Raw genomic sequence first — 9,242 nt, forward strand, 5'->3', positions numbered from 1 at the left:
GGCCTCAGGCCGCGACCAGCGGGCTGTCATCCTGCAAGGTGGTGAGAAATCCGCAGAGGAAATCCTCGAAGTGGCTGAAGGAATCGGCACGGAAAAGCACCGGCTGGAACTGCTGGATCAGGTATTTCTGACTGGCCATGGCCACAATGTCTAGCGGCCGGATGTCGGCCTGGTGATACTTCTCCAGTTCCCCGCAGGAGGACAGAAGACTGGCGCCGCAGGCCTTGGTAACACCATCCTCCAGCACCAGCCCGTATTCGAAGGTGAACCAGAACACGCGCGATATAAGACTGATCGCCTCGCGGGTTTCCAGGCGGCGCACCGTTTCACCGACGAGCTGGTAGAGATCCGCCAGCCGCTGGTTCGCCAGATGGGTTCCGTGACCGACGACTTCATGAATCATGTCGGGTTCTGGAGAGAAACGGGGAAAGGACGAGTGGCGAATGTACTGGGTTGCCTGGAACCTGCGGTCCGCCAGCGAACCGTAGAAGTCCTCCTGTTCGACCAGGCCGGCTGCCGGGCTGAAGGTGAAGCCGGTCAGCCGCCGCACGGCGGCGGACACCTCGCCGAGCTGTGGCAACCGGTCACTCGGAAACGGCAGCAGATTGCGCCCGATGAGGTACTGCCGACAGGCGTGCTGCCGGTGTTTGCTCAGCAGCTCCGCGCTGACCGCCCGCCAGATCTCGTCCTCGGCCGGTGTGTACGATATTTCGGGTACCGGCTCGCCGAGCCGGTACCCCAGCGCCGCGTCGGCGATCCGGGCGCGATGCTTCTGGTATTCCTCGTCGCGGTATCCGGGATGGTCCGCGGAGAAAATAACGGAGACCCGCCCCTGGTCGTTGGTGACTACCGGAGCAAACACGGTCGCTTCCTTGAACATCAGCCACTCCTTCGCCGCGTGCGGCGGCCGTATACCTGGGGTACCGAAACGCAGCCTGCAGGGCATGTCCACACCTCGGGAAATCGTAACCATCCGGTCGGCGCGTGTCATCCTCTAGAAATAGAGGTACGGCCCGGGAACCTGCGGAGACCGATCGACCGCACAATACGTCGAGTTGATTTGGAGGGAAGCAATGGAGGGGCGTTTTCCCGTATGGGCCGCCGGCCCGCCCGGCATGGACCTGGCCGACCCGGGGCTGTACACCGGGACCGCGCATCTGGAGATGTGGCGCGAAGCCCGCGCCCGGCACCCCGTCGCCTGGACGGAGTCCCCGCTGGCGGGCGGCTTCTGGTCGGTGACCACGCATCGGGAGTGCGAGGAGGTGCTGGGCCGACCGGACACGTTCATCTCCGAGCAGGGGATGCGGCTGGGCAGCAACCCGGCGGGGGTACGGGCCGCCGCGGGCCGCATGCTGGTGGTCTCGGACGGGGCGGCGCAGGCGCGGTTGCGGGCGGCGCACCAGGTCTGGCTGGGCAGCCGGTCGGTCATGTCGCAGGGCGTAGTCCTCAGGGAGCGCGTCGCCGCACGCCTGGACGAACTCCTGGCACGCGGCGCCGCGTTCGACGCCGTGGGGGAACTCACCGCGCGGGTGCCGCAATGGGTGCTCCTGGACATGCTCGGCGTGCCGAGGCAGGACTGGGACTCCCTGACCGTCACGATGGCCGAGGCGTTCGACCACACCGATCCGGGCCCGGAGGCCGAAGCTGCCAGGACGGCGGCCCACGCCCGGATCTTCGCCTACTTCGACGAACTGCTCGACATGCGCCGCGAGCAGCCTGGCGACGACATCGTCTCGGCCCTGGCCCATGCGAACCCGGGCGGCACGCCACTGACGGACGAGGAAATCCTGCTCAACTGCGACGGCCTGATGAACGGCGGACTCGAAACCGTTCCGCACGCCCTGGCGGGTGCTCTGCTGCTCTTCGCCCGGCAGCCCGGACTGTGGGAGAGGCTGAGGAGCGAGCCGCGGCTCATCGGAACCACCGTCGAGGAGATCGTGCGCTGGACGTCGCCCGCTCTGCACGCCATGCGCACCGCGGTCCGGGAGACCTCCATCGGCGACGTCACGGTCCGGTCCGGGGACCGGGTGGTGCTGTGGTATCCGTCGGCCAACCTCGACGAGCGGGTGTTCCCCAACCCGGACACCTTCCTGCCGGACCGGCGGCCCAACCCGCACATCGCCTTCGGAGCCGGGGCGCACTACTGCGTCGGGGCGGCGCTGGCCAGGCTCGAACTGCGCTGCCTGCTGGAGGTGATGGCCGGACGGGTCGCCACGGTGGAACTCGCCGGGGAGCCCGTCCGGCGTGCCTCGAACTTCCTCCAGGGCTTCGACCGGCTCGAGGTGGTCATGAAACCGCACTGACCGCGTCCGGCCCGGCGGCAGGGGCCCGGCACACGCGGACACCGATGACGGGGAGCACGGAAGAGGGGAAGCACACATGGGATGGTCCGCACTCGCGCTCCGCGTCGTGGTGGCCGGGACGCCGGGGGGCTCCGCCCCCGCCGTGGAGGTGGTGTGCGAGGAGGAGATGACGTTCGGCGCCGGCCTCGCGAACACCCCGGTGGACATCCCGCTCGACGACGAGAGCGGCGAGCCGGTGGCGGGTCGCATCCGTCGTGTGGACCGCTTCTGGCTGATCACCAACCTGAGCCGGAGCCGCACGTATGTGGTGGAGAACGAGGAAGGGAGCGGGGAATACGTCTGCGTGCCGCCCGGGCGGGCGGACATGCCGGTCCCCTTCACCCGCTCCCGGATCACCCTGCCCTCACCGACCGGGCTGGTGTGCCTGTCCGTCACCGCACCCGACCCCGCCTACCTCGCCTCGCCGGAACCGTCGGCCCGCCCGGCACACCGCCCGGACGAGCCGACGTCCGCCTTCGGCCTCGATGAGCACGCGAAGTACTTCATGGTGCTGGTGGCGCTGTGCGAGCCGCGGTTGCGCGACTCATCGAGCCCCGCCATCCCGAGCACGCCCGAGATCGTCAGACGCCTCCAGCACCACGGCCTGTGCGCGGGCATCACCGAGGCCGCCGTCAACTACCACATCAGCTACCTCGCCCGGCGCAAGCTCCGCGTGCGCGGCGACACCAGGTCAGCGCGGGATGCCGGGGCCAGGATCAACTGGCAGCGCGCCGCCGTGGTCTCCACCGCCCTGAGATTCCGGCTGGTGCGGGAGGAACACCTGAGGCTGTTCGCCACGGCTGACGCCGACGACGAGACCGGGGCGGAGCGGCACCCGCCGCGGCGTCACCAGGCGTACGCCTCGGGAGCCGCACCTCCGGGGCCGGGGAACATCTCGTCCAAGTCGGCGAGTTGAGCGCTGTCGAGGCTCAGCTTCAGCGCCGCGAGCGCCCCGTCGAACTGTTCCAGGGTGCGCGGCCCGACCACGGGAGCGGTGACACCCGGCTGGTGCAGCAGCCACGCCAGGGCCACGGCGGCGGGGGCCGCGCCGATCTTCCCGCACCACTGCTCGTACGCGGCCAGCCGCTCGCCCTCTGCCTCCAGCAGCCGCCTGGCCTTCGGCACGGCCGTCCGCTTGCCGCCGTCCGCGCGGGCCGCCGCTCCGGCGAGGAGCCCGCCGTTCAACGGGCTGTACGGCAGCAGCCCCATGCCGTAGTCACGGCATGCCGGCAGCACCTCGAGCTCGACCGTACGCTGCATCAGGTTGTACACCGACTGTTCGGTGACCAGCCTCAGCAGGCCCCGCCGCTCGGCACGTTCCTGGGTGCGCGCCAGATGCCATCCGGCGAAGTTGGAGGAGCCGACGTACAGCACCTTCCCCTGGGTCACGAGCAGTTCCAGAGCCTGCCACGTCTCCTCCCAGGGGGTGACGCGGTCGATGTGATGCATCTGGAGCAGGTCGATGCGGTCGGTTCGCAGGCGGCGCAGCGAGTCCTCGCAGGCTCTGCGTATGTGCAGCGCCGTCAGGCGCGCGGAGTTGCGGTCCCGGCCCATGGGGCCGAAGGCCTTGGTCGCCAGAACGATCCGGTCCCGCCGCGAGGAGTCCTGGGCGAGCCACTCACCGATGATCCGCTCGGTGACCCCCTCCCCCAGCCGCCCGCCGTAGATGTCGGCCGTGTCGAACAGGTTGACCCCCCGGTCGAGGGCCTTGTCCATGATGGCGTGGGCCTCCTGGTCGGAGGTGTGCTGGCCGAAGTTCATGGTACCCAGGGCGAGTTGCCCCACCTGAACGCCGGAGCGTCCTAACTGTCGGTACTTCACCTGAGCGTCCGCCTTCCGATGCGCCGATTCGGAATCCGCCACGTGACCCTACTGACGCGATGACGTCGTGTGCCAGAGCGCGGGTACGTGACCCGGCTGGTTCCTGGACGGCTTCGCAGGTCAGTGGTCGGCTGTGAGTTCGCCGCTGAGTTTGCCGTGGAGGTGGGCGCTGGGGTCGTTCAGGCCGGTGATCTCGACGGCCTTGCCGCGCTGGGCGTACTTGGTCTCGATGGCGTCGAGGGCGGCGACGGAGGAGGCGTCCCAGATGTGGGCGGCGGACAGGTCGATGACGACCTTCTTCGGGTCGGTGGCGTAGTCGAACTGGCCGACGAGGTCGCCTGCGGAGGCGAAGAACAGCTCGCCGGTGACCCGGTAGACGACGGTCGTGTGGTCGGGGTCGGTGACGGCGGTGACCTCGGCGAGGTGGGCGACGCGCCTGGCGAAGACGACCATGGCGGTGATCGAGCCGACGACGACGCCGATGGCCAGGTTGTGGGTGGCCACGATGACCGCGACGGTGATCGCCATGACGGCGATCTCCCCGGCGGGCATCCGCTTGAGGGTCTTGGGGGCGATGGAGTGCCAGTCGAAGGTCGTGAACGACACCATGACCATGACGGCGACCAGAGCGGCCATCGGGATGTCGGAGACGACCGGTCCGAAGACGATGCAGAGCACCATCAGGAACGCACCCGCCAGGAACGTCGACAAGCGGGTGCGGGCGCCGGAGACCTTCACGTTGATCATCGTCTGGCCGATCATGGCGCAGCCGCCCATGCCGCCGAAGAAGCCGGTGACGATGTTGGCGATGCCCTGGCCGATGGATTCGCGGGTCTTGTTGGAGTGGGTGTCGGTGATGTCGTCGACCAGCTTGGCCGTCATCAGCGACTCCATCAGACCGACCAGGGCCATGGCCAAGGCGTAGGGCGCGATGGTGGTCAGGGTGTCCAGGGTGAAGGGCACGTCGGGCAGTCCGGGGACCGGCAGGGAGGACGGCAGGTCGCCCTTGTCGCCGACGGTGGGCACCGCGATCCCGGCCGCGACCGTGATGGCGGTGAGGATCACAATCGACACCAGCGGGGCCGGGATCACGGTGGTGACCTTCGGGAAGAACACCATCAGCGTCAGGCCGCTGATGAGCAGCGGATAGACGGCCCAGGGCACGTCCGTCATCTCGGGGACCTGGGCCATGAAGACCAGGATGGCGAGAGCGTTGACGAAGCCGACCATGACCGAGCGGGGGATGAACCGCATCAGCTTCGCCACGCCCAGCGCGCCGAGCGCGATCTGGACGACACCGGCGAGGATCACCGTGGCGATCAGATAGCCCAGGCCGTGCTCGCGGTTCATCGGCGCGATCACCAGCGCTACGGCACCGGTCGCGGCGGAGATCATCGCCCGGCGCCCGCCGACGAGCGAGATGGTTACGGCCATGGTGAAGGCGGCGAACAGGCCGATGGCCGGGTCGACCCCGGCGATGATCGAGAACGAGATCGCCTCGGGGATCAGCGCGAGCCCGACCACCAGGCCCGCCAGGACCTCGGTACGCCAGACCTTCGGATCGGTCAGCCAATCGGGCTTCAGGCCGCGCAGGCGGGCGGCCGGGGACATCGCGGAACCAGACAAAGGGAGTAGGAACCTCAAGCTCGGGCGCGCCCCTTCAGCAAGGCCGGGGCGTTGCAAGAATCGGATCTTCGCCGGGGGCGCCATCGGCCCCGACACGGCAATGGCGGGCAGCCGCAGGCCGCCCACGCCGCCAGCAACTCTACCCTAACGTTAGGGTAGAGATCGGGAGGGGGTCGCGACCGGACGCGGCCTGCCGGAGAGCGAGAAGGGCCAGAGGATCACGGGTGTGGACGGCAAGCACATGCAGATCGGTGAAGTCGCCGCGCGGACCGAGTTGTCCCTGCGCACCATCCGGCACTACGAGGAGACCGGCCTCGTCGTCCCCTCCGCCCGCTCCCAGGGCGGCTTCCGCCTCTACGCCGAGGCCGATGTCGCCCGCCTGATGGTCATCCGCCGCATGAAGCCGCTCGGCTTCACCCTGGACCAGATGCGCGACCTGCTGGAGGCCACCGACCACCTCGACTCCGGTGCGGAGTTGCCGCCCGGTGAGCGGGAGGATCTGCTGGAGCGGGTGAACGGTTTCCACGAGGCCGCACAGCAGCGGGTGGCGGACCTGCGGACCCAGCTGGCGCGGGCGGAGGAATTCGCCGCCACGCTGAGCGAGCGCCTTACCTCGGCACAGGATTCCCGGTGAGGTGATGGCGCAGCACGGCCCGGTCATCACCCCTGGCGGCCAGCACCGCGGTGCGACGGCCTTCACCCCATTCCCTCAAGGCCGGAGACGGCGCTTATGCCCGCCGCGCCGGACCCGCCTCGTCGTCCGGCTGCCGCGTGGTGTTGGCGGCGGTGTCGATGACGCTGTCCAGCAGGGAGCGGGAGCGCTGAAGGTCTTCGATCATGCGGTCGATGCGGGCCCGCTCTACCATCAGCTCGCTCACCAGGAACTCGTCGGCCGTCTCGGCTCCCACGAGCTGGCGAACCGCCTGGTCATCGCCCCCATGACCCGCAACCGCGCCGAGAGCGACGGCACTCCCACCCCGCTGATGGCCGAGTACTACGCCCAGCGTGCCACCGCCGGAGCGATCATCGCCGAAGCCTCCACCCCCAACGCGGTCGGCCAGACCTACCCGAACATCACCGCCCTGCACACCGATGCCCACACCGCCGGATGGCGCCAGGTCACCAAGGCCGTCCAGGCCGCGGGCGGCGGCCCGATGTTCCTGCAGATCCAGCACGGCGGACGGGTCGGCCACCCCGACAACAGCGGCCTGACTCCCCTCGCCCCCTCGCCGATCCGGCTGCCCGACCCCATCTACACCCCGACCGGCTTCCAAGAAGCAGGCACCCCGCGCGAGATGACGTCCGCCGACATCCGGCAGACCATCGCCGACTTCGCGGCCACCGCCCGCCGCGCCGTCGACGCGGGCTTCACCGGCGTCGAGGTCCACAGCGCCAACGGCTACCTGCTCCACCAGTTCCTCGCGCCCAACACGAACCAGCGCACCGACGCGTACGGCGGCACCATCGAGAACCGCATCCGTTTCACCACAGAGGTCGTCGACGCCGTCATCGACGCGATCGGTCCGGAGCGCACCGGCCTGCGGATCTCGCCCGGCACCACCGACCCGCTCCTGCCCGCCGACCAGATCCCCGCCGACGGCGGACGCGCAGCCGCCGAACGCCTCCTGGACGCGGGCGCCGACCTCATCGCGCTGGGCCGTCCGTTCCTCGCCAACCCCGACCTTGTCCAGCGGATCCGCACCGGCGCCCCGATCAACGCCGTACGCGCCAAGTACGCGATGTACACCGGCGGACCCACCGGCTACACCGACTACCCCGCCCTACAAACCCACAACTGACCCGCGCGGCAGCCCAGGCACGTGACCTCGCACCTGGGCCATGTCCCCACGTCAGACGCAGATGACGATCTTTCCGCGGGTGCGTCCGCGCTCGGCGTGCGCGTGGGCGTCGGCGATTTCCTCCAGGGGATAGGTCTGTTCGATACGGGGTGTGTAGCGGCCCTGGCGCCCCAGTTCCGCGGCCGCGGACAGGAGGGTGGAGTCGTTCTCCGCATTGACCACATGCGTGCCCAGGCGCTGCCCGCCCGCGTGGTCGGCGACCGTCGCGACGCGCGTCGGGTCGCCCGTGATCGCGACGAGGTCGTCCAGCGAGCCGGAGGCCGCGGTGTCGAGCGCGATGTCGACGCCGTGCGGAGCGAGAGCGGTGAGGCGCTGCGCGAGGCCAGGGCCGTAGGTGGTGGGAACGGCGCCGAGAGAGGTGAGGAAGTCATGGTTGCGTTCGCTGGCTGTCCCGATCACGGTGGCACCTTGTGCCACAGCGATCTCGACCGCCGCGCTGCCCACGCCTCCGGCGGCGCCCTCGACGAGAAGGGTGCGCCCCTCGAGGGAGCCGAGCGCGTTCAGTCCACGCATCGCGGTCACGGACGCGAGACCGGCGCCCGCGGCCTGCTCATCGTTCCACGTGGCGGGGGCGTGGGCCCAGGCCGAGAGGATGACCAACTCTGCCGTTGCGCCAGTGACGCCACCCAGCCCGAAGACGCGGTCGCCGACGCTCACCCCCTGCACTCCGTCACCGATTTCGTCGACCACGCCGACGGCATCGCGCCCGGGAATGGCGGGCAGTTCCAGGGGAAGCAACTGGTGCAGGGCGCCGGTGCGCAGCTTCCAGTCGATGGGATTGACGCTGGCCGCCGCGACGCGGACACGGATCTCACCAGATCCGGGGCGGGGGTCGGGAGCCTGCTCGATCACCAGGCTCTCCGCTCCGCCGTATGCGTGGAAACGGGCTGCGCGCATAATGTCCTGCCTCACCTTTTTGGTCGAAATGACGTTCATTCGATGCCCGTTACTCTAGAACCTGACGTCAACGTGAGGTGTAAATCGGCACGCCGGGACTCCTCCGGCCGCCGTCACCGGGGCCGATCGGCCCCGCTCCATGCGGCCAGATCACACAACTCCGGCCCCCACACCCGGTCCGGGGCCGTTGCCTTGGCGAGAAAGGGGCAACTGCCGGTGTAGCCTCAGCACCAGCTGTCATGGTTCCGAAGTACTGGTCGCCCGTGAGCGTGCTCACGGGCGACCTTTCTGTTCAGAGTCTCTGAGGACCAGGGCGATCACCTCCGGCTCCCGCACGGTGCGGAAGCCGACTTCCAGTCCCCTTGGAGGGCAAAATGGCCAGCGGAACCGTCAAGTGGTTCAACTCGGAAAAGGGCTTCGGCTTCATCGAGCAGGACGGCGGCGGCCCCGACGTCTTCGCCCACTACTCGAACATCGCCAGCTCCGGCTTCCGTGAGCTCCAGGAAGGCCAGAAGGTGAACTTCGACGTCACCCAGGGCCAGAAGGGCCCCCAGGCCGAGAACATCACCCCCGCCTGACCTCGCACTACCCGGCGCCCGCCCCCCCCCCGTAGCGGGGGGGGCGCCCGGCAACCCCGGGGCCGGCCCATAATAACCACAGACCCCGCCCCCGCGATCGGGAGGGGAGGTCGACGGGG

Annotated in this window: 10 protein-coding genes; 5 read left to right on the plus strand and 5 right to left on the minus strand. The window is 69.3% G+C overall.

Features of this window, described 5'->3' with window-relative positions:
- Positions 1-4 precede the first annotated feature (4 nt).
- Positions 5-880: a phenylalanine 4-monooxygenase gene (locus ACFV9T_RS22070; RefSeq protein ID WP_385442901.1), complete on the minus strand. Its 876-nt coding sequence runs from the start codon at positions 878-880 to the stop codon at positions 5-7.
- Positions 881-1,073: 193 nt separating this feature from the next.
- Here ACFV9T_RS22070 and ACFV9T_RS22075 point away from each other — a divergent pair, with 193 nt between their 5' ends.
- Both ACFV9T_RS22075 and ACFV9T_RS22080 read left to right on the plus strand, forming a co-directional pair.
- Positions 1,074-2,303 carry a cytochrome P450 gene (locus ACFV9T_RS22075; protein WP_385442903.1) on the plus strand — a complete coding sequence of 410 codons (1,230 nt, stop codon included), beginning with the start codon at positions 1,074-1,076 and terminating at the stop codon, positions 2,301-2,303.
- A 76-nt stretch (positions 2,304-2,379) separates the two neighbouring features.
- Positions 2,380-3,258 carry a serine/threonine protein kinase gene (locus ACFV9T_RS22080; RefSeq protein WP_385442906.1) on the plus strand — a complete coding sequence of 293 codons (879 nt, stop codon included), beginning with the start codon at positions 2,380-2,382 and terminating at the stop codon, positions 3,256-3,258.
- Here the strand turns inward: ACFV9T_RS22080 and ACFV9T_RS22085 are convergent.
- Entirely contained in the window at positions 3,189-4,103 is a 915-nt protein-coding gene (locus tag ACFV9T_RS22085) for an aldo/keto reductase (protein ID WP_385442909.1), read from the minus strand. The two genes, ACFV9T_RS22080 and ACFV9T_RS22085, sit on opposite strands and share 70 nt — an antisense overlap.
- Positions 4,104-4,283: 180 nt before the next feature.
- A complete protein-coding gene (locus tag ACFV9T_RS22090) occupies positions 4,284-5,774 on the minus strand; it encodes a SulP family inorganic anion transporter (RefSeq protein ID WP_385442911.1) in 1,491 nt (496 codons plus the stop codon).
- 256 nt (positions 5,775-6,030) lie between these two features.
- Here ACFV9T_RS22090 and ACFV9T_RS22095 point away from each other — a divergent pair, with 256 nt between their 5' ends.
- Positions 6,031-6,423: a MerR family transcriptional regulator gene (locus ACFV9T_RS22095; RefSeq protein ID WP_385442929.1), complete on the plus strand. Its 393-nt coding sequence runs from the start codon at positions 6,031-6,033 to the stop codon at positions 6,421-6,423.
- A gap of 94 nt (positions 6,424-6,517) precedes the next feature.
- Here ACFV9T_RS22095 and ACFV9T_RS22100 read toward each other — a convergent pair whose 3' ends face one another.
- Complete coding sequence (locus ACFV9T_RS22100) at positions 6,518-6,697, minus strand: hypothetical protein (RefSeq protein ID WP_385442913.1); 180 nt, start codon at positions 6,695-6,697, stop codon at positions 6,518-6,520.
- Between the two features lie 30 nt (positions 6,698-6,727).
- On the opposite strand from ACFV9T_RS22100, the gene ACFV9T_RS22105 reads away from it, so the two are divergent.
- Positions 6,728-7,588, plus strand: a complete 861-nt coding sequence (locus ACFV9T_RS22105) for an alkene reductase (RefSeq protein ID WP_385442915.1) — start codon at positions 6,728-6,730, stop codon at positions 7,586-7,588.
- A 51-nt stretch (positions 7,589-7,639) separates the two neighbouring features.
- Here ACFV9T_RS22105 and ACFV9T_RS22110 read toward each other — a convergent pair whose 3' ends face one another.
- Positions 7,640-8,545: an NADP-dependent oxidoreductase gene (locus ACFV9T_RS22110; protein WP_385442931.1), complete on the minus strand. Its 906-nt coding sequence runs from the start codon at positions 8,543-8,545 to the stop codon at positions 7,640-7,642.
- A 374-nt stretch (positions 8,546-8,919) separates the two neighbouring features.
- Between ACFV9T_RS22110 and ACFV9T_RS22115 the strand changes: the two genes are divergently transcribed.
- Complete coding sequence (locus ACFV9T_RS22115; protein ID WP_010982331.1) at positions 8,920-9,123, plus strand: cold-shock protein; 204 nt, start codon at positions 8,920-8,922, stop codon at positions 9,121-9,123.
- Positions 9,124-9,242: the final 119 nt, after the last annotated feature.

Origin of the sequence: Streptomyces sp. NPDC059850 (assembly GCF_042731515.1) — a bacterium.
Taxonomy (GTDB): Bacteria; Actinomycetota; Actinomycetes; order Streptomycetales; family Streptomycetaceae; genus Streptomyces.